The sequence below is a fragment of the Paenibacillus sp. CFBP13512 genome (genome assembly GCF_005233705.1).
Classification (GTDB): domain Bacteria; phylum Bacillota; class Bacilli; order Paenibacillales; family Paenibacillaceae; genus Saccharibacillus; species Saccharibacillus nuruki.
This window is the reverse complement of sequence record NZ_QGAD01000001.1, coordinates 488,042-513,374: the sequence shown is the minus strand read 5'-3', so window position 1 is coordinate 513,374 and position 25,333 is coordinate 488,042. Positions and strand designations below refer to the sequence as shown.

The window sequence follows — 25,333 nt, the reverse complement described above, 5'->3', positions numbered from 1 at the left end:
TCATGATCATTCGATAGATTAAGCTCGATCCAAAATGGTACGATAGGTAGAATGATTCATCCCTTTTACCAATTTAATGAGCAATTCTTTGGCAGCATCATAATCATCGGTATGAATAATCGAAGATGAAGTATGGATATACCGTCCGCAAATACCGATAATAGCTGAAGGTACACCTGTTCCGCTGACATGAACTTGACCTGCATCTGTACCACCAGCAGAAATGAAATACTGTACTGGAATCTGGTGTGTACTTGCAGTATCTTGAATATATTCAACTATACCCCGGTGGGTAAACATAGTTGGATCATAAATACGTAATAATGCACCTTTACCCAAATGACCGAATGCATTGCGATCGCCTGTCATATCGTTAGCCGCACTACAGTCAAGTCCGAAAAATAGATCTGGTTGAATCAATTGTGCAGCAGTACGTGCACCACGTAATCCCAATTCTTCTTGCACAGTTGCGCCAGAATACAAAGTCCCACCAAGCTTTTCTCCATGAAGAGCTTGTAATAATTCAATCGCTAGACCGACTCCATAGCGATTATCCCAAGCTTTTGCCATAATTTTTTTGGGATTAGCCATTGGTGTAAATTCACAGATCGGTACAATTTGCAGTCCTGGACGTAACCCCATTTGTTCTGCTTCTGCACGATCATCAGCACCAATATCAATATACATGGATTTGATATCTACAGGTTTGTTACGTTGTTCCGGGCTAAGTAAGTGAGTAGGGGTAGAACCAACAACTCCCACGATAGGGCCTTGATCGGTAATAATATGTAGACGTTGAGCAAGCACGACTTGACTGAACCATCCGCCTAACGGTTGAAAACGGATAAGACCTTGATCAGTGATGCCTGTTGTCATAAATCCAACTTCATCAAAATGACCAGCAACCATCATTTTAGGGCCACTTTCATCACCACGCATAACACCAAATAGACTACCTAATCGATCTTGTACAAATTCGTCGGTATACGGTTCCATTTTTTCTTTAACGAATTGACGAAGTTCTCTTTCAAACCCTGATACTGCGGGGAATTCGGTTAATTGTTTAAACATCTGAAGCGTCTGCTTATCCATTGACGTAGGTCACTCCTTAACAGTGTTATTCTTTGATACAGTATGAACTTCATGTCGAAAAATGTCCAATCATTCGCGCTGACTTCAAATTGTAATCAGCTATTGAAGTGACTCTGACTTATCGTTCATGTACAATATAACTATATACACATTTTCAACAAAGTTAGAGTCATTACATCATTATATAAGAATATGAACCAGAAGTAGGAGGTTTTATATATATGTCGGCACGCAAAGAATCTATGGAAGTCATTGCAGCTGTAAGATCCAATCTAGAATCCTGTATATTAGGCAAATCATTTGAAATCGAATTGTTGCTTACCGCTTTGCTTGCTGGAGGGCATGTACTCATAGAAGATGTCCCGGGAACAGGTAAAACGCAAATGATCAAAGCGCTTGCTAAATCAATGAGTGGTCAATATCGTCGTATTCAATGTAATCCCGATATTTTGCCAAGTGATATCACAGGTGTTTCTATTTTTCATCCTCGGGATGAGCAGTTTTATTTCCGTCCAGGTCCAGTAATGACGAACATTCTACTTGCGGATGAAATTAATCGTGCAACGACCAAGACACAATCCGCTTTATTAGAAGTTATGGAAGAGCGTAGTGTTACTGTAGATGGAGAGACTCATCCATTGCCTCATCCTTTTATGTTATGTGCTACACAGAATCCGATTGATTTCGAAGGAACATACATGTTGCCTGAAGCTCAATTGGATCGTTTTATGATGAAAATTACACTAGGGTATCCAGATGAGCAGACTGAACGCAATTTGCTTCGTCATGGTGCTGCTGGACAACCGGTGGATCGCTTAGAACCTGTTACGGATATGCAGCATATCGCTGATATTCAACAAGAGATTCGTAAGATTCATTTGGATGAATCGGTAAGTGATTATTTAGTAAGTGTGGTTCGCCATACACGTGAACATGGATCGGTATTACTTGGAGCCAGTCCACGTGCAACATTATCCTTTATGATGGCTGTCAAAGCCTATGCATTTATACAGAATCGTGATTATGTACTCCCTGATGATGTGAAGAAGTTAGCTCCTTATGTTATTCCACATCGTATACTTCCACGTCCAGAAGCACGGATGGAGCGCATGAGTTCTGAACGAATTGTAGCGCAGATTTTGGAGCAAATTCATGCTCCTGTATCTATGGGACAATAAGTATGAGAGCCTTATTTTCATACTTGCGTCTGAATTTGCAGTGGAAACGCCAACCGTCTAAATTATGGTTGGTGTTTATGGTATGGATTGGATGTTTATTTTATGTGCTTTTTCAAGGTGGTAAAACATCGGTCATGCTATTTGTGATGGTTTCTTTGCTGTCGCTATATTTAATTGGCGGTGGCTTTCGTGGTGTTGGACGCGCTCATGGTCAGCGCCATTTATCGACAGCAGGGGAACAAGGAGAAATGATTCTGGCAGGTGATCAAGTACAGGTACGTCTGGATGTGACGATTCCTGGATTTCTGCCATTACCATATGTGATTATTCGTGAAACGCTTAAGCGTCACAATGGTGAATCGTGGTCTTTTGAAGAAAGTCTGATTCCAAGTATGCGGGGCAAAGGTGAACTACTATTTCAGACCCCTCCATTAGAACGAGGACGTTACCGCTTTTATGGTACCGAATGTATCAGTGAAGATATTTTTGGATTAATCGAAAATAAAGGGCGATTTACAGCGTCCGGTGAATTTTTGGTATTACCACGAATTGCTTTTATTCCGAACTGGCAAATGGGATCACGGTATTCTAGACTTGGAGGTCAACAGACCTCGCAATTGATGTCCCGTCCGGAAACGAATCAGATTAATGGTGTACGTGATTATGTATATGGTGACCGAATTTCAAGAATTCACTGGTCTGCTACCGCTCGTACAGGCAATTGGAAGTCAAAAGAATTTGAACATGAATCATTACCCAAAACTGTACTGGTACTTGATGCGATCGCTGATCATTATGAATCAGATGAAGCTTTTGAATTAGCGGTATCCACGACGGCATCAATGCTTGATTATGGGGTACGGGAACGGATGGGAATGGGTTTATTTACAACCGGTCAGAATAGCGGAGTATTCTTGCCATCCGATCATGTAGGGGAACGTCAAAGAATGCGTCTACACCTTGTCGATGTGATGGCAGATGGTAAAGGACGTTTATTAGATAAACTTGAAGATCATGCGCGTATGTTTCCAGCAGGTACTTTATTTATTTTGATTACGCCTTTAATGAATGAAAAAGTATGGGAGATTTTTCAATTTGCTCGTATTCGTCAAATGACTCCTCTTCAATTTTTAATTAACCCTACGATGCAAAAAAATAAAGAAGCTGTAATCAACTGGTCACAATCTGCTCATGCACGCGGAGTATCGTGTTATCCAATCTCTTCATTAGAGCAATTGCCAGCTGTGTTAGGAGGTGGAGCGATTTGAAAAAATGGTGGGATGGAATAAGTCGCTCTTGGTATTATTCGTTATCTTTAATATGGGTTTTTATTATTGCGCTGCAATGGATTAATTATGCCAATGGAGTCTGGTATCAAGAAACGACACCGCTTGTTCTAGCGACGATGGCTGTAGTGGCTATTATTGATATTTTGATACCACTCAAAATGATCTATCGTCTAGTGATCAAATTATTTGCTGTACTGGGTGCAGTCTATTATGTACTCAGTCATTATGGATTTTATAGCTGGCAAGAAGGCTCACTCACCGATAATGTAGAAACATTTACTCAGACTGTCTCGCCTTACTTGTGGTTTGTGTTATCGGCATGGGTGTTGATCGAAGTCTCTGCTCGAATCGGTTCTTCACGTAGAGCCATTATTATGTTTGTCGGTACGAATATTGCGGCGTTGTCGATTTTGGATTCTTTTACAACCTCGATGATGTGGGAAGAAGTCGCATGGGTTGTTTTTGCAGGAATGGGTTGGCTGGTAAGTAATCATTTTCGTTATTTTCAGCAACGATTCCCCAAAGGATGGAAACATTTACGTAGATATCCGCTCAAAATCATTTTTAATATTGCTGTTATTTTCTCCATCATTTTACTGGTAGGTGTCAATGTACCGGAAGTTCAACCTACACTTAAAGATCCATATACAGCATGGAAAAATTGGCGTGGTGAAGCTGTTATTACGATCAATGGTTCTAATCCTTTAAATGGACAAGGTGCTTCTTCTGGATATAGTCGTGAAGATTCCAATCTAGGTGGCGGTTTTAATTTTGACTATACACCGGTGATGACAGTCAGCACTACCAGTCGTAGTTACTGGCGGGGCGAGACACGATTAGTCTATTCAGGCGAAGGTTGGATCGATCGCTCTAGTAATGGTTGGAGTGAACTGCAATCGGTCGAAGCAGGTACCGAGCTTCCACTGGATGAATCGTCAGATGTAGAAAAGAAAACCGTTAAGCAACAAGTAAAAATGCTGTCTGAAGATAATGTGACATATCCTGTATTATTTGGTGCTTATACGATAGGGAGAGTAACCGATGTCGATGGTGGGTCGGATACGTCACAACTGGATTGGCGTAGTAACCCGGGCGAAGTGCACTGGAGCCCTACACGTCAGAATCGTAAATTCCCAGAATCGTATTCACTGGTTTCCAGAGTGCCGATCGTACCTGTCAAAGAATTGGAAAAGAAAACATTTAATCAACTCTATGCCGATAAATCGTTAGATCGGTATCTACAAGTTCCTTCGGAATTGCCTGATCGTGTGCGTAATCTAGCCAAAGAAGTAACCGCATCAGGAGACACGCCGTACGAGAAAGTAGAGTTATTACAACAATATTTGCAAAACAATTTTGCGTATACTAACAATCCTGATTTGTCGAAGAAAAAAAGTCGTGATTTTGTAGATAGCTTTTTATTTGAAGTCAAAGAAGGGTATTGTGATTATTATTCTACAGCGATGGTGATGATGGCACGTTCATTAGATATTCCTGCACGCTGGGTTAAAGGGTATGCACCCGGGCAAGCGTCCGGTTATGTAACCAGTGATTATTTCCCGGATGGTGCTACAGAATATACGGTAACTAATGCAGATGCACATTCATGGGCAGAGATTTATTTTGCTGATTATGGATGGGTTCCGATTGAAGCCACACCAGGATTTGATATGCCGATGATTACAGAGGCTGTTCAGACACCAGCAGATGATACACCAACACCTGAGCCAGAGGAAGAAGAACAGACACCAGAGGAAGAAGAAACGCAAGCACCGGTACAAAACAATGAGCCTGCTGTACCTGCTGCTGTGATCTGGATAGCAAGTGGTGTGATTGCTGCTTGGGCAATCGTGATGTTGATTCGCTACCGTCGTGAATTGAGCTTTATGATTATGCGTATGCGTCAAGGTGAAGCTTTGACACCGCAACAAAAAATGATGGCTGAATCCAAACGCTGGTTCGCCTGGATGAAACGCCATGGAATGGATCGTCGTCCTCATGAAACATTGCGTGAATCGGTGACCCGATGGGAAGAGGTACGTCCAGATTTAGCGATACATTTAACCCCATTACTTGAATTGTTTGAAAAAGCCAAATACAGTCCGAATCAGATTACAGAGGAAGAGTGGACAACAATGCAACATCATCTACAAAACTTGCGAAAAAGATGGCGCAAAACGTCCACAAAGTAGTATAATAATGGATGGCTGAACGATTGTTCAAAACGTTGGACAAACTATTTATAAATCCTACAAAAAACGCCGCTTATGCGGCGTTTCTTTTTGTCAGATAGGTTACACTTATGATATAGTTTGTCGTATGAAACCGAGGTGAATAAAGCTTGTTTGAGATGCTCGTACCCAAGTTGCGCGTGAATACTGTATTTGATATTGATCTAGAAGCAATGTATGCCAAAGGTTATCGTGGAATCATTACAGATTTAGACAACACACTCGTTGGTGCTAAAGCGCCAAATGCGACACCGGAATTGATCGAATGGTTTGCTAAAGTAAAAAAATACGGCTTCGAGCTGATTATTGTCTCGAATAACAATATGAGCAGGGTATCCTTATTTGCTACACCACTGGATATCAAATTTGTGCATGCGGCACGCAAGCCGTCCAATGCACCATTTCGCAAAGCAATGACGCTGATGAAATGGAGCGAAGAACAGACTATTGTTATCGGTGACCAATTGTTAACAGATGTATATGGTGGGAACAGACTGGGTTTATTTACAATTCTAGTCTTACCTATCGCTGCTGCTGATGAAGGTTGGAGAACCAAAGTTAACCGTCAGGTCGAACGGTTTGCAAGAAAACGACTGCGTAGAAAAGGACTATGGTCCGAGGAGGAAAAGAATAAATGACAGAACAAAGCGGTCTTACCGCGGGTGCGAAATGTAGTGGATGCGGTATTGCTCTACAGATGGACGCGCCTGAATTACCAGGATATTTGCCAGCACAAGCACTAGAAAGAACACCTCTAGTCTGCCAGCGCTGTTTCCGTATCCGCAATTATAATGAATCGTCGACAGTAACGGTAGATCAGAGCGAATTCTTGCGATTGCTCAGTGAAGTGGGCACAAAGGATGCACTGGTTATCCATATTGTCGACTTGTTCGATTTTCAGGGTAGCGTGATCTCAGGATTGCAACGTTTTGTAGGAAATAATCCTGTGATTCTAGCTGTAAACAAAATCGATTTGTTGCCTAAAGTAACCAACTGGAACAAATTGCGTAATTGGGTACAAAAAGAAGCGAAAGAAATCGGACTCAAAACCGAGGAAATTATTCTTTGTAGTGCCAAACAAAATACAGGGTTTGAACGTATTTTGGAAGTGGTTGGCGAGATGCGTGGTAACCGTGATGTGTACGTGGTCGGTGCAACGAATGTAGGTAAATCTACATTGATCAATCGTCTGATCTCAGATTATAGTGATCTGGAAGAAGAATTAACCACTTCGCGCTATCCGGGAACAACACTGGATACCGTCAATATTCCATTAGATGATGGACATTTTATTATTGATACACCAGGAATTGTATACGAATCTCGTTATACAGAATTGGTGACCAAGCAAGATTTGGCTGCGATTATGCCGGACAAACCACTCAAACCGATGGTATACCAATTAAATGAAGGTCAGACGCTATTTTTCGGAGCGATGGCACGATTTGATTACCTTGAAGGTGGTCGTCAATCATTTACTTGCTTCATTAATAATGGTCTCAAAATCCATCGTACCAAGTTGGAACGTGCAGATGACTTATTTGCAGACCATGCAGGAGTTATGCTTGCGCCACCAACCAAAGAACATTTAGCTGATTTGCCAGAATGGACACGTCATGAATTCCGTGTTCCACGCGGTTCACAATATGATCTATTTATTTCAGGCTTAGGTTGGATCAAAGTTAACGGTGACACAGGCGCATTAGCTGCTATTCATTTGCCTAAAGGTGTCAAAGTAATGATGCGTCCATCATTGATCTAATCGAAGACCCATCTTATTCACAGGAGGATGTACATCATGACAGACCGGAAAAATGATCTATCACATCATACGCTTTTATTAGGGGTTATGGGAGATCCAATCGGACACTCGAAGTCACCAGCTATGCATAATATTGCGTTAGAAGCATCAGGAATTCCGGGGATGTATGTTCCTTTACATGTGAAACCAGAACAACTTGTAGAAGCTGTAGCAGGCACCAAAGCGCTAGGCTTCAGCGGATTCAATGTAACGATTCCTCATAAAGTAGAAATGCTGAAGTTGATGGATGAGCTTGATGAATCTGCGGTATGTTGTGGTGCTGTGAATACAGTGGTTATTCAAGATGGTAAATTAAAAGGATATAATACCGATGGTATCGGTTATGTCCGTTCATTAAAAGAAGAATTGAATAGTGAGTTATCCGGTAAGCACATTACGATTCTAGGTGCAGGTGGTGCTGCACGTGGAGTGGTCTATGCTTTGTTGCGAGAACAACCTGCAAGTGTAACGGTTATTAATCGTACAGTAGACAAGGCTGAACAGCTAGCAACAGAGTTCAGTCATGACACTTTACAAGTACAAAGTGGCAGTTATGATACACTCGATAAAGTTCTTGCACAGACCGATATACTTATTAATACCACTTCGATCGGCATGTCACCGAATAGTGACGAGACTCCACTAGAGCAGTCACGCATTCCAGAAGGAATTATTGTCAGTGATCTGATCTACAATCCGTTAGAAACACGTTTTCTACGCGAAGCTAAAAGTCGTGGTTGTACGGTAGTTGGCGGACTCGGTATGTTTGTATATCAAGGAGCATATGCCTATGAATATTGGACAGGGCAACCTGCACCGGTATCTGTCATGCGTAGTGCTTTACTTGAAGCGATGAATCATCAAAAAGAATAGGTATTGAAGGAGAAATATATGTTAACAGGAAAACAAAAACGCTTTTTGCGTTCACAAGCACATCATTTAGATGCGATTTTTCAAATCGGTAAAGGCGGTATGAATGACGGGATTGTTCGTCATGTACTGGATGCGATTGAAACGCGCGAATTGATGAAAATCTCAGTATTGAACAACTGTCTAGAAGAGCCAAAAGATTTGGCTGAAGAATTAGCAAAAAGTACAAAATCCGAGTTGGTACAAGTGATTGGACGTACGATTATTTTGTACAAAGAATCCAAAGACCACAAACAAATTGAATTACCAAAAGCTTAATTGATCTTATTTCTATTATAAAATCGTATTCGGTGGTGTATTCATGAAAGTCGGTATTATGGGTGGAACATTCGATCCTGTGCATATCGGTCATATGTTAGCAGCAGAAGCAGCACTTCAAGGTTGTCATTTAGATGAAGTCTGGTTTATGCCGTCACATATTCCACCGCATAAGCACGAAGCAGGAGCCGGAGGGGATGAACGTCTTCAGATGGTGGAGCTTGCAGTAGGAACGAATCCTGCTTTTCGTACATTGGATATAGAGCTTGTACGCGGAGGTGTATCTTATACAATTGATACGATCCGTGAATTAAAAGCACGCTATACAGAACATGATTTCTTTTTTATTATCGGTGCAGATATGGTAAATTCGTTAACACAATGGCATGGAATTGAAGAGCTAGCACAGGTGCTTACTTTTATCGGTGTCGGTCGTCCAGGTTCTGTGATTCGCAAAGAAGATTTACCTCATTATTTGCAGGAAAAAGTTGTTCTGGTTAAGATGCCACAAGTAGACATTTCGTCGACTGATATCCGTGAACGTCTAGCAACAGGGCAATCTGTTCGTTATATGGTACATGATCAAGTGAATGAATATATAAAAAGGAGCGGAATCTATGAACCTGACACGAGATGAGTTGATGGAATCAGTATCCGCTCAAATGCCACAAAAGCGCTGGAAGCATACCGAAGGTGTGATGCAATCAGCGATTGTACTTGCCAAACGTTATAGTGCTGATCCCGTCAAAGCCGAGATCGCTGCAATCTTGCATGATGTCGCTAAATATTGGACAAGTGATCGCCAGGAGCAAGTGTTACGTGAACATGCTTTGAATGATGAATTATTATTGTATGATAAGCCGTTATGGCATGCTGAAGTGGGAGCATATACGGCACAGGTAGAATATGGTGTAGACGATGAAGAGATATTGAATGCGATTCGTTATCATACTTCTGGACGTGTCGGTATGACTGTTTTGGAAAAAGTGATTTGTTTGGCTGATTATATAGAGCCTGGACGTGATTTTCCAGGAGTTGATCATATTCGTAGTCTAGCTGAGCACAGTCTTGAAGCGGGGTTAGTCGCTGGATTTGACTCAACGATTCAGTTATTGGTTGCCAAACGCCAGATCATTTTTCCTTTGACCGTATTATCTCGCAACGATTTAGTCAAACAGCTACAACTCGAGGGGGAACTTTAATGAAATTGAATCCTGAACAATTATTGCAACTTGCTGTAGAAGCAGCTGAAAGTAAAAAAGCAAGCAATCTGGTAGCACTAGATCTACGTGGTGTCTCTATGATTGCTGATTATTTTGTGATTTGTCACGGTAACTCGGATACACAAGTACAAGCGATTGCTAGCGAAATTCGTAAAGTAATGCATGATGCTAAAGCTGAGATTCGTGGTATGGAAGGTGTAAATGCAGCTCGTTGGGTATTGATGGATTTGGGCGATGTTGTCGTGCATATTTTCCATCGTGATGAGCGTGAATACTATAATATCGAGCGTCTGTGGTCAGATGCTAAAGTGATGGAGAACGTATGAGTTTTGAATCAGGTACAGTATTAACGCTTGAATTAGTGCGTGAAGTGTCGCCGTATGGTTTTTTTCTGTCTGATGGAGAAAACGATGTGTTGCTTCATTACAGTGAAATCACTAAAAAAATCAAGATAGGCGATCATCTGGAAGTGTTTATTTTCCATGATACCGAAGATCGTCTAGCAGCAACGATGAAAAAGCCATTTTTAACGTTAGGTGGAATGGCGAAATTAACAGTGGCTGATCTTCATCCTCGTCTGGGTGCATTTCTTGAAATGGGACTGGGTCGCCAGTTGTTATTACCTCTAAGCGAAATGCCTGAACTTAAAGAACTTCGTCCGCAAATAGGCGATGAAGTCTATGTGATGATGGAGCATGATCGTCAAGGTCGTCTTCGTGCCAAATTAGCAGGTGAACTTGAATTTATGGAGCATACTTTTCACGCTCCTGAATCTTGGGTCAACCTCTGGTTAGATGCACAAGTCTATCGTCCGTTACAAATGGGAACATTTGTGATTGTAGAAGGTGGCGTACTTGGATTCGGTGCACTGGGTATGATTCACCAAAGCGAACGCAGTCGTATGCTTCGTCTAGGTGAAAAAGTCAATGTACGTGTGACTCAAGTTCGTGAAGATGGACGTGTCAATCTATCCATGATTCAGCGTAAAGAAGTCGGTCGCGATCTAGATGCAGAGCGTTTACTTGCATTCTTAAATGAGCGTCCTGACGGAGCGATGCCTTACTCGGATACAACGACACCTGATATTATCAAGCAACGTTTTGGCATCAGTAAATCTGCGTTCAAACGTGCACTTGGTAAATTGATGCGTGAAGGCATTGTCGAGCAGAAAGAAAACTGGACGATGTTAGTCAAGCCAGCCGATGCTGCTGAAGCTTCTGCGCCTGACGAAGAACAACAGTCTTAATAGATAACTTGTAGTATGAATTGATCATTCTGTAATCAATGTTGCAGATGTACGGAAGGACGGTTAGCGTATTGTCGTACCGGAAGTTTGCTTATGTATATGATGAATTAATGGCAGACATGCCCTATCCAGATTGGTTACGCTTTGTACGTGAAGTCTGGGATAAATATGGTATGCCTCGTACCGTCGCTGAGCTTGGCTGTGGAACAGGGAGTATTACCATTCCACTGGTCAATGCAGGCTTTCAAGTGACAGGAATCGATTTATCTTCGGATATGTTATCTGTTGCTAAAGACAAGCTAGAATCGACTCCGCAAGGACACCGTCTTTTCCAAAACGGGAGTGTCAATTGGGTGTGTCAAAATATGACGCATTGGATGTTGCCAGAGCCTGTGGATAGTGTGATTTCATTTTGCGATTGTCTTAATTATTTAACAGAACCTGAATATATCGTAGATACATTCCAATCTACGTATAAAGGGCTCAAATCAGGTGGCACGTTTGTGTTTGATGTTCATCATCCGCAGACCCTACGCCGTTACGATGAAGAGCAACCTTTTATGTTAGATGAGCGTTCTGTTTCATATTTATGGACATGTGAATATGATCAAGTTCGTACTGAGATCGAGCATCATTTGACGATTTTTGCCCGTGCAGGTGAAGAGCGTAATGCTTTATATGAACGATTTGAAGAAACGCATATTCAGCGTTCATATGATCCAGAATGGCTGAAAACAGAATTAATCAAAGCAGGTTTTCGAGATGTACATTGTTATGCTGACTTTGAATGGGTTGAAGCTGGTAATGATGCGTCTAGATTGTTCTTTGTAGCGATTAAATAATATGATATGCTTTATAAGAAGCTCCCAGTATAGGGAGCTTTTTTGATCTATCTATTTGATTGATCTACACGTAATGCTTTTCAAATTCATAGATGAGGATTTTGAGATGATAACTATTATTCAATCCCTGCTGAACAATCTTACGTTTCTAACCACAACTCTTTTCTTTGGTAATTTAATATTAAAATGGCTTAGTAAACGAATTGATATCCATTCATTGTATGTCAAATTAGTATCCGGTGTATTTGCTGGTGTGATTGGTATTATGCTTACCAAATACTTTTCATTTCGTTTATCAGATATGATCGTGCTGGATCTTCGCCAAGTGGCTATTATCCTTTCCTTTTATTTTGGCGGGGCATTAAGTAGCTTGGTGACTGCTGTTATTATTGGCGTATATCGACTCTTTTTGATTGATCCGATCAATTTTAGTTCATTTATTGGCTTTTTTAATGCGATTTTTACCTTTATTGTGACTGGATTTTTTATCAAAAAAGGCAAAGAGTTAGTCTTATCGCAATGGGTTCGTATGATGTTTGGTATTTTACTTGTATATGGTTTATCTGTTTTTTCTGTATTGGGTGAGAAAGCCTTTTTTACGATTATTATCTTTTCCCTTTTTTATATTCCTGCGGTCTTATTCGTCTACTATTTGCTTCGTTATATGAAACGTACGGATGATGCATTACTACTGATGCGTGAAGCGGTCAATCTCGATTTCTTAACAGGGCTTCATAATCCAAGGGCGTTTGAGAAAATGTTTGAGCAAAAAACAATGAATATAGCGTATCAAGCACAGCCTTTTAGTTTGCTTATGTTTGATCTTGATCATTTTAAACAAGTTAATGATACGTACGGGCATCTGAATGGTGATGTTATTTTGATCCAAGTGGCTCAGTTATTAAAGATGACTATGCGATCGAATGATTATTGTGCTCGTAAAGGCGGAGAAGAATTCGCTGCTATTTTGAATGATTGCACTATAGAAAAGACGCTAAAGATAGCAGAGTCTATTCGTAAAAAGGTCGAAGTTCATCCATTTGAATTAGAAGATGGACAGATTATTCAGGTCACCATCTCAATAGGAATTAGTTGTTATCCGCAAGATCAGCCTGAAAATATGTTTGAACAAGCAGATCGAGCATTGTATGTGGCGAAGTCTTCGGGACGTAATCAGGTGAAGTTAGCTGAACCACTGAAATAAACAGTGCTTGATCTGAAATGCATTTCATACTTTATCATAAAAGCATGATCAGCTTGAAGGAGGAGTATAATATGCATCATGAACAGAAAAAAGCGTTTCCGACAGATTTTCTATGGGGTTCTGCTTCAGCAGCCTATCAGGTAGAAGGAGCTTGGGATGAAGATGGTAAAGGGCCTTCGATGTGGGATTCTTTTACCAAAATTCCAGGGAAAACGTTTAAAGGAACCAACGGAGATGTAGCGGTAGATCATTATCATCGTTATAAAGAAGATATTGCTTTGATGGCAAAGCAAGGGCTTAAAGCATATCGCTTTTCGATTAGTTGGCCTCGTATTTATCCGCAAGGTAAAGGGGAAGTCAATGAAGCAGGTTTAGTATTCTATGATCAATTGATTGATGAATTGATTGCGAATCAGATCGAACCTGTATTAACGCTATATCACTGGGATGCGCCTCAAGCGCTTGCCGATGAGTATGGAGCATGGGAATCCAGAGAAATGATTGAAGATTTCAACCAGTATTGCATCACATTGTATAAGCGTTATGGAGATCGTGTGAAGTATTGGGTATCTTTAAATGAGCAAAATTATAACTCGAATCATGCTTTTATTACAGCGATGCATCCACCGGGTGTACATGATCGCAAACGATTTTACGAAGCGAACCATATTGCTTTTCTTGCGAATGCCAAAGCGATCGAATCATTCCGTCAATATGTACCAAACGGTAAAATAGGACCTAGCTTTGCGTATTCTCCTTCGTATCCAGCGAGTAGCCAACCTCGTGATATGTTAGCGTATGAGAATGCAGAAGAGTTTCAAAATAATTGGTGGCTGGATACGTATTGTCTCGGTCATTATCCACAGGTAGCACTTCGTTATCTGCAAGAACATGATCTAGCACCAACGTTTGAAGAAGGTGATATTGAACTACTGACCAAAGGTATTCCTGACTTTGTTGGTGTTAATTATTATCAGACGATCACTTATGAATTCAATCCAATTGATGGTGTCGCTGAAGGTAAAATGAATACGACTGGTCAAAAAGGAAGCAATGAAGATACAGGGCGACCAGGGCTATACAAAACAACACCTAATGGACATTTAGAAACGTCGAACTGGGATTGGGCGATTGATCCGATCGGGCTTCGTATAGGATTACGCCGTATTACAAGTCGTTATGGATTGCCTGTCTTTATTACTGAAAATGGATTAGGTGAATTCGATAAGTTAGAAGCCGATGGAAGTATTCAAGATGATTATCGTATTGATTATTTACGTTCACATCTCGAACAATGCCGTGAAGCTATAGCTGATGGTGTTGATCTGATTGGTTATTGTAGCTGGTCATTTACAGATTTGTTAAGCTGGTTGAATGGCTATCAGAAACGGTATGGATTTGTCTATATTAACCGTGATGAAGACAGTGAAAAAGATATGCGTCGTATTCCGAAAAAGAGCTATTATTGGTATCAACAAGTGATTGAAAGCAACGGCGAACAATTGTAATAAGATCCCTTTATATCTAAATAAACCGTTTATTCTTCGTTAGATGACTAAGAAGAATAAACGGTTTTTATCGTTTTTATCATTTATAAGCTATGATAGAAATAATACACAAAGTTTATTGAAATGGTATAAACAGAAAGGAGTTACCTCATGGTCAATATCAAACAAATTGCCAAACAAGCAGGCGTATCCGTCACTACAGTCTCCAGAGTGCTCAACCATCATCCTTATGTCAGTGAAGATAAGCGATTGCGTGTTCAGCAAGTGATCGAACAAAATAGCTATACGCCTAATTCACAAGCAATCAGCCTCATTCGTGGCAAAACCCGTACAGTGGGCTTGATTTTGCCTTTTAGTCATCATCCGTATTATCATGCCATTATTGCAGGAGTGATGGAAGAAGCTTATCAATATGGATATCATGTATTGTTATGTCAGACTTCATATAATCCAGATCAAGAACGGGAATATCTACATATGCTCAGTACAAGACAAGTGGATGGCGTTATTTCATGTTCACGTGTATTGCCGTGGGCAGAATTTCAGTCCTACAGTGAATCAGGGCCTATAGTCGTCTGTGAGTATACAGAAGAGTCTAATCTATCAGCAGTCTATACCGATCATTATGATGCTTTTTGTAGTGGAATTCAGTATTTATTAGATCGTGGTTATACCCGAATCGGTTATTGTGTCGGTCGCAAAACAAGTGCTAGCAGTCAAGCGCGATTCCGTGCATATCAAAATACACTCCATGCCGCAGGGCTTGAAGTGTATTCAGAGTGGATTTTTCCAGATTGTATTCATATGAGTGATGGCGAACAAATTGCGAAACAGATTGCTGAAATGGATAAACCACCTTCTGCATTAATCGTTACAGGGGATGAAGCTGCCGCAGGTGTGATGTTAGGCGCTCGGCAATATGGTCTACGTATTCCAGATCAATTAGCGATTATCGGTTATGATAATCAGCCGATCTCCGCAGGCTTGCAACTCACGACGATTGATCAGAATTTGCAAGAAATCGGCAGACAAGCTTTTTCTTTATTTTATGAACGTAGCCTTGATCCTACATTAACTTCAGCCAAACGGCTTATTCCCTATACATTAATCGAACGCAGTAGTGTCTAACATCTATGGACGTTGATGGATAAATATTTGAATATTAACTGGACTTCTTCATCACATCGACTCGACCGGAAAAGAATGTCGCACCGCCACCCATATCCGCTAAGCGATCAGGTGTTAGAGCATTGACTAGATGTGTCGCTTGATTGTTATCTGTATCTGCCCACAGTCCTTGACTGACGACAACGCCCGGTAATACATGTTCACCTACCGTAGCAAGCAATTCACAAGAACCACGCTCGTTCCAGACGGTGACCCAGTCTCCATCTTCGATACCTGCATTCTGTGCATCAGTAGTATTCATAAATAGCTTCGGTGTTTTTTCAAGACCGATATGCTTGTCATTATTAGAGAATGTTGAATTTAAAAAGTTATGATTAGGACCCGGCACAAAAATATAAGGATGAGTACCTTGTTCTTGAAGTGGTGTATAGGTTGGCAATGGAGGTAATCCATCACGTTCCATATCTTTAGAATACAATTCGATCTTACCGCTAGGTGTAGGTAAGCGATCCGGGAAAATATATTGCCGATCTGCTTTGACATATTGATGCTGGACTAACGAATCATACGTAATCGGCTTAAGTGCAGGATTCGCAGGGTGATCGAGCGCTTGACGAATTAACTGTTCATCGCTGTCTTGTAATGCTTGTTCTTCATACCCCATAGCTGTAGCAAGTAAGCGAAAGACTTCAGTATTCGATTTACTTTCACCATAGCGAGCAATAACAGGTTGTTGAATCTGCATATAATGATGCCAGTAAGACGCATAGAAATCTGTATTTTCAAAAGCAGATGTAGCTGGTAAAACGATATCTGCATACTTAGCGGTTTCGGTTAAAAAGAGATCATGAACCACTGTAAATAAATCTTCACGCGCTAATCCTTGGCGCACTTTACTAGATTCAGGAGTGACAACAGCAGGATTCGAATTATACACATACAGAGACTGTACAGGTTCAGATTCTTCTAATAATACACGACCTAATTGGTTCATATTGAAAGAGCGCGTATTGCGATTGATGAGCAAGTCTGGACGCTGTAATGCTTCTTCGTTAAAGCTAAGCTGGAATGTATTGGATTTGATTGCACCACCGCCACGTACTAACCATTGCCCTGTAATCGCAGGCAGACACGTAATGGTACGTACATTCATACCACCATTGTCATGATGTTGTAATCCATTTCCGATGCGAATTAGAGCAGGGCTGGCATCTCCATACATACGTGTTAAACGATACAGATCATCGACAGGTACGCCTGTAATCGCAGATACTGTGGCTGGATCGTATTGTTTCACATGCTCACGAAGTTGTTCATGCCCTACAGTATATTGCTCCATAAAAGCTTGGTCTACTTTATGTTCGGCAAATAAAATATGCATCATGCCTAGAGCAAGTGCACTATCCGTCCCCGGCAAAATAGGGATAAACCAATCTGCTGATCGACCGGTTTGATTTTTGTGAACATCGATAACAATCACTTTAGCGCCTTTTTTGCGAGCTTGTTGAGCTAAAGTGACTTGATGCATATTAGTACTTACTGCATTGATTCCCCAGAAAATAAAAAGCTGTGTATCTACAGTATCTTCAGGATCGGTACCGATACTGCCACCCATTGTATATTTATATCCTGCTGAACCGGCAGCTGTACAAATCGTACGTTCTAATAGACTTGCACCCATATGATGGAAAAAGCGACGATCCATACCTTCTGCTGACAGATTACCCATATTTCCGTAGAAACTGTAAGGAAGAATACTTTCAGGACCTGATGTAGCAATCATTTGTTTCCAATTCGATGTAATGGTAGAGATAGCGTCTTCCCACGAAATAGGCTCAAATGATCCTTCTCCTTTAGCGCCAACACGTTTAAGCGGAGTCGTCAGACGCTTTGTATCATAGATACGTTCAGCCATATTGCGAACTTTATTGCAGATATTGCCTTTAGTAACAGGATGATTAGGATCGCCTGCAATTTTGACGATTTTACCCTTTTCTTTATGAACAAGCAGTCCGCATTGATCGGGACAATCGAGTGAGCAGACAGAAGGAAATACCCCATCTTGTTGATCAATATAAGTAGACATATACCAAGCTCCTTTCAAAATACATCAAACAATTTAAATTATACATACGATGTGTACATGTTGTATTTATCATAAATCAAATTTTAGATTTAATGTTGACTTTTTTACTAGGTTTAATTAGAATTAAGAAAATTATTTCGAATTCGACAAAATTAGATGTTTTATACCTTATCGTGTCTGATCCTGATTTGCAAGTTTTTTCGACAACTGCATACATTAGATTTTCTATCCAGAGAGGTGGAGGGACTGGCCCTACGAAACCTCGGCAAAAACGTGCCAATTCCAGCAAGCTTGAATCGCTTGGGAGATAGGAAAGCAGGATGAATTATTGCATTAGCTGTTTGTAGATATACAACAGTATAGTGAATATTTAGATAACCTCTTTCCTTGATTTGGGAAAGAGGTTTTTTTATATTTTATCCTTTTACTCATCATATCTATATCTCAAATGATCCTTCCATTTGGATCAAAAGGAGAACATGCTATAAGTTTATACTTTCTTACTTTAAAGCTTCACTTAAATAACACTGCACCTAAGTGTACCAAAGGAGATTCAATAATGAAAATATTAATTACTGCCCCTTATAACGAGCAAGGTCGTCAGCAACTCGCGGATACTTTTGGAGAAGTTATCTATCGTTGTTGGAAAGATCATGGACAAGCCTATCAAGAAGACGAATTAATTTCTTTATTACAAGAAACACAAGCAGATGGACTGATTGCAGAACTTGATCTGGTGACTGAAAAAGTTATTCAATCGGTGCCCAATCTACAATTTATCGGTGTCTGCCGGGGAACACCTTCCAATGTAGATGTTCCTGTTGCCACCAAACACTGTATTCCAGTCTTTTATACGCCTGCCCGTAATGCACAGGCTGTAGCAGAAATGGTTGTAGGCAGTCTGATTACTTTTCTACGTCGTATTATTCCATCCAGCCAATGGTTGGAAGACAAACAATGGCAAAGCGGCAGTTTAACCGCTTATCTCAAATTCAAAGGTAATGAACTAGCAGGGAAAACCGTAGGTATGGTCGGTTTTGGAGCTGTAGCTCAGCGTACCGCAGGTATTCTACGTAGCTTTCCTTGTGATATTCGTTATTACGATCCTTATGTGACAAGCCCAGATCCACGTGATCAGAAAGTATCGTTAGAGGAGTTATTTTCAACCAGCGATATCATATCAATTCATTTACCGGTCACTGAAGATACCAAAGGATTGATCGATAAAACATTATTACAATCGATGAAAAGCGACGCTATTTTTGTAAATACGGCTCGTTCGATTGTGGTAGATCATGATGCACTGGTTGAACGGTTACAACAGAATCAGATTCGTGGAGCGATTATTGATGTATTTGATCAAGAACCACCACTTCCCAAAGATTATGAATTGATTTCATTGCCGAATGTATTAGCCATTCCGCATCTAGCAGGTGCTACTTATGAAGTAGAAGATCATCATGTAGAGATTATGAATACCGCGTTAATTGATTGGTTCGAACATCAGCAGACCGATGTGAAAGTGCTCTACAATAAAGCAATCTTGGAGGATATGAACAATGACACAACAAGCTTATCTAGTCTTTGATATTGGTACAGGTAATGCCCGTGTAGCCGTTGTTGATATCCATGGGAACGTATTATCGATCGAACGCGCTGATATTGTCTATCATAATGATGAACAGTATCCAGATGCACGTCACTTTGTACCTGAAGTATTGTGGGAACAGATTGCCGGGTTGACGAAGGTAGCATTATCTAGAGTACCTGATATTCATATCACAGCGATTACTTCGACTAGTCAACGTCAAGGGATTGTATTGATCGACGAAGCAGGAGAATCGTATTTAGGATTACCGAATATTGATAACCGTGGACGAGAGTGGGAAGAACAGTATACAGATCTATCGTCTATTTATCATAGAACAGGAAGAACACCATCTGCTTTATTTTCAGCGATGAAATTAGTCGGGTTACGCGAACGCCGTTCAGAGCAGTATCAACGGTTACATCGTTTGACAAGTATTAGTGATTGGGTGACATATACGCTCAGTGGATCGTTAAGTTATGAACCTTCTCAAGCATGTGAGACTCTTTTATACGATGTAGAGCAAGGAAATTGGTCAGACGAGATGTGTAGTGTACTTGGAATCTCACCTACTGTATTGCCAGAGTTGGTGTCTTCAGGCAGTGTACTTGGGACAGTCATACCCCCTATAGCAGCAGAGTTAAATCTACCTATAGATACACCTGTGATCGTAGGTGGTGGAGATACACAACTGGCTATTCATAGTACAGGCGCAGAGGCTGAAGATATTGTTATCGTATCAGGCACTACAACACCTATCGCTAAGATTACAAGTATATTTACTACTGATGATTCAGCGCAAGCATGGATTAATGCGTATACGGCACCTCATCAATTTTTGATCGAAACCAATCCAGGCATTACAGGCTTGAATTATCAGAAATTGCAATCTATTTTCTATCCTAATGAAGGATATGACGTGATGGAGCAAGAGATGGATGCGCTTGGCGAAAGTCAATGTATTGCAGCCTTAGGTTCTTATCTATCTTCTGCCAAAAATGCACGTGTACGTGGAGGATTTGTATTTGATGCTCCATTATCCGATCAATTAAGTCGTGCTCATTTTGTCAGATCCGCCTTACATGAGATTGCATTTTCAATCAAAGTGAACTTCGATCAACTGGCACAAGTGGTAGCACTAGATCGTTCGTATATCTGGGCATGTGGCGGAGGATTACAAAGCCGTACTCTGATCCAAAGTATTGCGGATCTGTTGGGCAAAGAAATTCGGATTCGTGCTGGGTTCGAACATGCATCTATTGTCGGTGCCGCTTATAGCTGTAATCAAGCTTTGAGTATAGATTCAACGCAAGAAGAACAGATAGAATCTTTTTATCCTCAATCTTCAGATCAATTGCAAAAAGATTATCAACAGTGGCATGCGGCACAGCTCTTTTTTGCACAATTACAATTAGTAGAATCAGCAACAACGCCTTCTGGATAAAAAATAATTACTTTTGATGTTACACATCAATATCCATAGTCAAAAAAGAAAAGGAGTGTGGAGTATGAATATATTGGATCGAGTCGGTATCCCCAAAACACTAGTCTGGGGCTATCTCGGAGTATTGATTTTTATGATGGGAGATGGGTTAGAAGCAGGTTGGTTAAGCCCTTATTTGGTTGAACGAGGACTTAGTGTACAACAAGCCAGTCTACTATTTACTGTATACGGAGTCACTCTTGCAATAGCTTCATGGTTCTCAGGCGTATTTTTAGAAGCATTTGGAGCGAAGAAGTCGATGTTGATTGGATTTATCGCTTATGTAATCGGTACGTCTGCTTTTATCACTTTTGGCATCACTGATTTGAACTATCCAATAATGTTGTTAACGTATGCTGTCAAAGGATTCGGATATCCATTATTTGCGTATTCCTTTTTAACATGGGTCACTTATCGTAGTCCTGAAAATAAATTAAGTACTGCGATTGGTTGGTTCTGGGTCGCTTATTCCGGAGGTATGTTTGTTTTGGGAGCTTATTATTCCAGTTATGCAATCAAACATCTAGGGTATATGCAGACATTATGGAGTGCTGTAGTGCTTGCAGGAATCGGAGCTATTTTTGCTTTGTTAATCAATCGTGATCGCTTACCAAAAAAAGCAGGCAATGCCCGTGAAACATTACGTGAACTCGGCAAAGGCTTAACCATTGTCAAAACGCATCCCAAAGTCGGATTGAGTGGGATCGTACGGGTTATCAATAGTGTAGGTTCTTACGGATTCCCTGTATTTTTACCATTACATATGGCACAGTACGGTATACAAACCGGTACATGGCTCAATATTTGGGGAACGATTTTCTTAGGTAATATCGTATTCAATCTACTATTCGGGATTATCGGTGATAAGTTTGGTTGGAGACAGACGGTGATGTGGTTTGGTGGAGTGGGATGTGGAATTTTCACATTATTACTATTCTATGTCCCTGAATGGACGAACGGTAATTTGTGGATTACAACGATTGTTGGATTTATCTGGGGTGGATTGTTAGCCGGTTATGTTCCAATCGCTGCACTCGCTCCATCGGTTGCAGGTGGAAACAAAGGGCCTGCCATGTCGATCGTCAATCTAGGTGCGGGGTTATCTGCATTTATTGCGCCTGCAATTGCTTTTGCTTTTATTGGTACGATCGGTGCAGAAGGGGTCGTATGGATATTTGCTATCCTTTATTTTATCAGCGCAATTATTACCAAATTTATTACAACACCCGAAGAAGATGCCGCCAAATTAGCAGGCAAACGCAAAGTGCAAGAGAATATTGCGTAATCATTGACTTTCACAGGTGAATTTTTTAAAATAGAACTATTGTTATATTTTATAATACAATGCTCAGTGAAAAGGAATAGTAATATCAGTAAGCATGTAATGATAGAGAGTCGACGGGTGGTGCAAGTCGATATGATGCTGGTATGAACTCACCTTGGAGATATGTTGCAAGAATATATGGCACGCTGTGATCGTTAGCGATACATAGTCAGCGTTGTTATGATAGTTCTGAACGACATCGGCTTCCTACCGTTATCAGGCAACTAAGTGAGTGGATAGCAAAGTATGCTTGTTCACTAACTAGGGTGGTACCGCGAGACACAACCTCTCGTCCCTAGCGATATTATGCGCTATGGATGAGAGGTTTTTTTGTCGCATATGCGCAGTAAAACAGAACGAAATTAATCTACACCACAGACACAAACGGTCTTTAAGACCGAAGGAGGACACATTGATGACAGATTCAAAAACAGCTCAACCCGGTTATCATCCACAGCAGATCGAACCAAAGTGGCAAGGATATTGGGATCAGCACAAAACATTTAAAACACAAGAAGAACCAGGTAAGCCAAAATTTTATGCTTTGGATATGTTCCCTTACCCATCTGGAGCAGGACTACATGTAGGGCATCCTGAAGGGTATACAGCAACAGATATCGTTTCTCGTTACAAACGGATGCGTGGTTTTAATGTTCTTCACCCAATGGGCTGGGATGCTTTTGGTCTACCGGCAGAACAATACGCGATGGATACAGGTGAACATCCTCGTGATATTACATTCAAAAATATTGATAATTTCCGTCGTCAAATTAAATCACTAGGTTTCTCTTATGATTGGGATCGTGAGATCAGTACAACCGATCCACAGTATTACAAATGGACACAATGGATCTTTATCCAACTGTATAATAAAGGGCTTGCTTATGTAGACGAAGTAGCTGTGAACTGGTGTGAAGCATTAGGAACAGTACTTGCGAATGAAGAAGTTATTGATGGCAAAAGTGAACGTGGAGGACATCCGGTTGTCCGCAAACCGATGCGTCAATGGGTGTTACGCATCACTGAATACGCAGAGCGTCTGTTAGATGATTTGGAAGAATTGGATTGGACAGAAAGTATCAAAGATATGCAGCGTAACTGGATCGGCAAATCTGTCGGTGCAGAAGTTCATTTTGATATCGAAGGTACAGATAAGAATCTAACGGTATTTACAACTCGTGCAGATACATTATTCGGTGCAACATACTGCGTATTAGCTCCTGAACACGAATTAGTAGATCTGATTACAACACCTGAACAAAAAGCGGCTGTCAAAGCTTATCAAGACCAAGCAACGCATAAGAGTGATCTGGAGCGTACTGATTTGGCAAAAGATAAAACAGGCGTATTTACAGGTGCTTATGCGATTAATCCAGCAGGCGGAGAAAAATTACCAATCTGGATCGCTGATTATGTTCTTGCAGGTTATGGTACAGGCGCTATTATGGCTGTTCCTGCCCATGATGCTCGTGACTGGGAATTTGCGAAGAAATTCAATTTGGAAATTAAAGAAGTGGTAGCTGGTGGTAGTGTACAAGAAGAAGTGTACACAGGCGAAGGCGAACATGTAAATTCTGATTTCTTAAATGGATTAAATACAACCGATGCGATTGCTAAAATGATTGCATGGCTTGAAGAAAGTGGCAAAGGACAAGGCAAAGTCACTTATCGTCTACGTGATTGGTTGTTCAGCCGTCAACGGTACTGGGGAGAGCCTATTCCTATTTTGCATTTAGAAGATGGGACAATGAAAACTGTTCCTGAATCTGAATTGCCTTTATTGCTTCCTGATATTGATCAAATCAAACCTTCAGGTACAGGCGAATCACCACTCGCTAATATCACGGACTGGGTAGAAACGATTGATTCTGAAACAGGAATGAAAGCACGCCGTGAAACAAATACAATGCCACAGTGGGCAGGTAGTTGCTGGTATTACTTGCGTTATATCGATCCACACAATGATGATGCTTTGTGTTCACCAGAGAAGCAAAAAGAATGGTTACCTGTTGATCTATATATCGGCGGTGTAGAGCACGCTGTTCTTCACTTGTTGTACGCTCGTTTCTGGCATAAAGTACTATACGATATCGGTGTAGTCGATACGAAAGAGCCTTTCCAAAAACTTGTGAATCAGGGCATGATTTTAGGTAATAATAACGAGAAAATGAGTAAATCTCGTGGTAACGTGATTAATCCAGATGATATCGTCAATGAATATGGCGCAGATACATTACGTCTATATGAAATGTTTATGGGACCACTGGAAGCAACGAAGCCTTGGAATGAAAATGGTGTAGAAGGCATGTACCGCTTCTTATCTCGTGTATGGCGTCTATTTATCAATGATGAAGGACAATTGAATCCGAAGATCACTAACGGTGAAGGTGATGAAGCTTTCAAACGTACCGCTCACAAAACGATCAAAAAAGTAACCGAAGACTTAGACGGACTTCGTTTCAATACAGCGATTAGTCAGTTGATGATCTTTGTAAATGATGCTTACAAAACCGAAGTATTGCCACGCGATTTGATGGAGAAGTTTGTACAATTGTTATCTCCACTTGCTCCGCATATCGCTGAAGAATTGTGGACTCGTTTGGGTCATGAAGGCAGTATTACGTATGTGGAATGGCCTACATTTGATGAGCAATGGACAACAGAATCTGAAGTGGAAATTGTGATTCAAGTGAACGGCAAAATTGTACAACGTAACAAAATTGCAAAAGACTTGGATGCCAAAGCCATGGAAGAATCGGCATTGTCTTTAGAAACCGTGCAACAAGCTATCGAAGGTAAAACCGTTCGTAAAGTCATTGCTGTACCTGGGAAATTAGTAAATATTGTAGCTAACTAATCACGAACCAGTGAATAGATTAACTACGATAGGATGAATTGATTTAACAGTAAAATCGTTTAATC

Annotated in this window: 21 protein-coding genes, 1 riboswitch and 1 other annotated feature; of the genes, 19 read left to right on the top strand and 2 right to left on the bottom strand. The window is 40.7% G+C overall.

All coding sequences use genetic code 11. The features are described 5' to 3' along the window. Window positions 1–18 precede the first annotated feature (18 nt). The gene (locus PaeCFBP13512_RS02255) at window positions 19–1,092 is read right to left on the bottom strand and encodes a M42 family metallopeptidase (protein WP_137220801.1); all 1,074 of its coding nucleotides are present in this window, start codon (window positions 1,090–1,092) and stop codon (window positions 19–21) included. A 221-nt stretch (window positions 1,093–1,313) separates the two neighbouring features. On the opposite strand from PaeCFBP13512_RS02255, the gene PaeCFBP13512_RS02250 reads away from it, so the two are divergent. From PaeCFBP13512_RS02250 to PaeCFBP13512_RS02180, 15 genes are all read left to right on the top strand, one after another. Next, window positions 1,314–2,270, top strand: coding sequence for an AAA family ATPase (locus tag PaeCFBP13512_RS02250; protein WP_069329875.1), 957 nt, complete (start codon window positions 1,314–1,316; stop codon window positions 2,268–2,270). Window positions 2,271–2,272: 2 nt separating this feature from the next. Then, window positions 2,273–3,538 (top strand): DUF58 domain-containing protein, encoded by a 1,266-nt coding sequence (locus PaeCFBP13512_RS02245; protein WP_137220800.1) that lies wholly within the window; start codon window positions 2,273–2,275, stop codon window positions 3,536–3,538. Next, window positions 3,535–5,751, top strand: coding sequence for a DUF4129 domain-containing transglutaminase family protein (locus tag PaeCFBP13512_RS02240; protein ID WP_069329873.1), 2,217 nt, complete (start codon window positions 3,535–3,537; stop codon window positions 5,749–5,751). Before PaeCFBP13512_RS02245 ends, PaeCFBP13512_RS02240 begins: the two co-directional genes overlap by 4 nt. A gap of 149 nt (window positions 5,752–5,900) precedes the next feature. Then, complete coding sequence (locus tag PaeCFBP13512_RS02235) at window positions 5,901–6,428, top strand: YqeG family HAD IIIA-type phosphatase (RefSeq protein WP_069329872.1); 528 nt, start codon at window positions 5,901–5,903, stop codon at window positions 6,426–6,428. Further along, complete coding sequence (gene yqeH, locus PaeCFBP13512_RS02230) at window positions 6,425–7,552, top strand: ribosome biogenesis GTPase YqeH (RefSeq protein ID WP_069329871.1); 1,128 nt, start codon at window positions 6,425–6,427, stop codon at window positions 7,550–7,552. The genes PaeCFBP13512_RS02235 and yqeH overlap by 4 nt, the downstream gene beginning before the upstream one ends. Window positions 7,553–7,588: 36 nt before the next feature. After that, a complete protein-coding gene (gene aroE / locus PaeCFBP13512_RS02225) occupies window positions 7,589–8,464 on the top strand; it encodes a shikimate dehydrogenase (RefSeq protein ID WP_137220799.1) in 876 nt (291 codons plus the stop codon). A gap of 18 nt (window positions 8,465–8,482) precedes the next feature. Further along, complete coding sequence (gene yhbY, locus PaeCFBP13512_RS02220) at window positions 8,483–8,779, top strand: ribosome assembly RNA-binding protein YhbY (protein ID WP_069329869.1); 297 nt, start codon at window positions 8,483–8,485, stop codon at window positions 8,777–8,779. 43 nt (window positions 8,780–8,822) lie between these two features. Further along, window positions 8,823–9,416 carry a nicotinate-nucleotide adenylyltransferase gene (nadD, locus tag PaeCFBP13512_RS02215; RefSeq protein ID WP_069329868.1) on the top strand — a complete coding sequence of 198 codons (594 nt, stop codon included), beginning with the start codon at window positions 8,823–8,825 and terminating at the stop codon, window positions 9,414–9,416. Further along, entirely contained in the window at window positions 9,397–9,981 is a 585-nt protein-coding gene (gene yqeK / locus PaeCFBP13512_RS02210) for a bis(5'-nucleosyl)-tetraphosphatase (symmetrical) YqeK (RefSeq protein WP_137220798.1), read from the top strand. Before nadD ends, yqeK begins: the two co-directional genes overlap by 20 nt. Next, entirely contained in the window at window positions 9,981–10,328 is a 348-nt protein-coding gene (rsfS, locus tag PaeCFBP13512_RS02205; protein ID WP_069329867.1) for a ribosome silencing factor, read from the top strand. Before yqeK ends, rsfS begins: the two co-directional genes overlap by 1 nt. Then, window positions 10,325–11,248, top strand: a complete 924-nt coding sequence (locus PaeCFBP13512_RS02200) for a CvfB family protein (protein ID WP_069329866.1) — start codon at window positions 10,325–10,327, stop codon at window positions 11,246–11,248. Before rsfS ends, PaeCFBP13512_RS02200 begins: the two co-directional genes overlap by 4 nt. Window positions 11,249–11,295: 47 nt before the next feature. Further along, window positions 11,296–12,090, top strand: a complete 795-nt coding sequence (locus PaeCFBP13512_RS02195; protein ID WP_137220797.1) for a class I SAM-dependent DNA methyltransferase — start codon at window positions 11,296–11,298, stop codon at window positions 12,088–12,090. A 106-nt stretch (window positions 12,091–12,196) separates the two neighbouring features. Then, entirely contained in the window at window positions 12,197–13,294 is a 1,098-nt protein-coding gene (locus PaeCFBP13512_RS02190; protein ID WP_161594190.1) for a GGDEF domain-containing protein, read from the top strand. A 71-nt stretch (window positions 13,295–13,365) separates the two neighbouring features. Continuing rightward, window positions 13,366–14,802 (top strand): glycoside hydrolase family 1 protein, encoded by a 1,437-nt coding sequence (locus PaeCFBP13512_RS02185; protein WP_069329864.1) that lies wholly within the window; start codon window positions 13,366–13,368, stop codon window positions 14,800–14,802. A gap of 150 nt (window positions 14,803–14,952) precedes the next feature. After that, complete coding sequence (locus PaeCFBP13512_RS02180) at window positions 14,953–15,930, top strand: LacI family DNA-binding transcriptional regulator (protein WP_069329863.1); 978 nt, start codon at window positions 14,953–14,955, stop codon at window positions 15,928–15,930. 34 nt (window positions 15,931–15,964) lie between these two features. Here PaeCFBP13512_RS02180 and PaeCFBP13512_RS02175 read toward each other — a convergent pair whose 3' ends face one another. After that, window positions 15,965–18,016 (bottom strand): molybdopterin oxidoreductase family protein, encoded by a 2,052-nt coding sequence (locus PaeCFBP13512_RS02175; RefSeq protein WP_137220795.1) that lies wholly within the window; start codon window positions 18,014–18,016, stop codon window positions 15,965–15,967. A gap of 222 nt (window positions 18,017–18,238) precedes the next feature. Next, window positions 18,239–18,330, top strand: a riboswitch (SAM riboswitch). A gap of 245 nt (window positions 18,331–18,575) precedes the next feature. Between PaeCFBP13512_RS02175 and PaeCFBP13512_RS02170 the strand changes: the two genes are divergently transcribed. From PaeCFBP13512_RS02170 to leuS, 4 genes are all read left to right on the top strand, one after another. Beyond that, window positions 18,576–19,604, top strand: coding sequence for a 2-hydroxyacid dehydrogenase (locus tag PaeCFBP13512_RS02170; RefSeq protein WP_137220794.1), 1,029 nt, complete (start codon window positions 18,576–18,578; stop codon window positions 19,602–19,604). After that, window positions 19,576–21,048, top strand: coding sequence for an FGGY-family carbohydrate kinase (locus tag PaeCFBP13512_RS02165; RefSeq protein ID WP_137220793.1), 1,473 nt, complete (start codon window positions 19,576–19,578; stop codon window positions 21,046–21,048). The genes PaeCFBP13512_RS02170 and PaeCFBP13512_RS02165 overlap by 29 nt, the downstream gene beginning before the upstream one ends. A gap of 70 nt (window positions 21,049–21,118) precedes the next feature. Continuing rightward, complete coding sequence (locus PaeCFBP13512_RS02160) at window positions 21,119–22,372, top strand: MFS transporter (protein ID WP_137220888.1); 1,254 nt, start codon at window positions 21,119–21,121, stop codon at window positions 22,370–22,372. Between the two features lie 57 nt (window positions 22,373–22,429). Beyond that, window positions 22,430–22,711 (top strand) — a binding site (T-box leader). A 115-nt stretch (window positions 22,712–22,826) separates the two neighbouring features. Beyond that, complete coding sequence (gene leuS, locus PaeCFBP13512_RS02155; RefSeq protein ID WP_137220792.1) at window positions 22,827–25,268, top strand: leucine--tRNA ligase; 2,442 nt, start codon at window positions 22,827–22,829, stop codon at window positions 25,266–25,268. The last annotated feature ends 65 nt before the right edge of the window (window positions 25,269–25,333 follow it).